This is a genomic window from Streptomyces sp. NPDC055140, assembly GCF_053607285.1.
In genome coordinates, this window is record NZ_JBSGTG010000012.1 from 159,321 (window position 1) to 159,804 (window position 484).

The following is a 484-nucleotide window of genomic DNA, read 5'->3' on the forward strand; positions in this document are numbered from 1 at the left end:
AAGCCCTGCTGGGGGTCCGGGGGTCACCCCCCGGACAGACACAGCATGGAGAAGCTCGTGGAGCTGGGCGCGAAGGTCGAGCTGCCCGGCAAGGCACTGGGCTAGCCACAAGCCCTGCTGGGGGTCCGGGGGTCACCCCCCGGACAGACACAGCATGGAGAAGCTCGTGGAGCTGGGCGCGAAGGTCGAGCTGCCCGGCAAGGCGCTCGGCTAGCCACAAGCCCTGCTGGGGGTCCGGGGGTCACCCCCCGGGCAGACACAGCATGGAGAAGCTCGCGGAGCTCGGCGCGAAGGTCGAGCTGCCCGGCAAGGCGCTCGGCTAGCCACAGGCCCTGCTGACGCCCTTCCTGAGCGCCGGTAGGACCCCCGTGACAACACACAGAAGGGGCGGGGCCCCCCCAACCGGGGGGGCCCCCGCGGTTGTCGGGGGGTAATTTGCAGTGGGGGGGGGGAGTGGGTTGGGGCCCCCGGCACCCAAAACCCG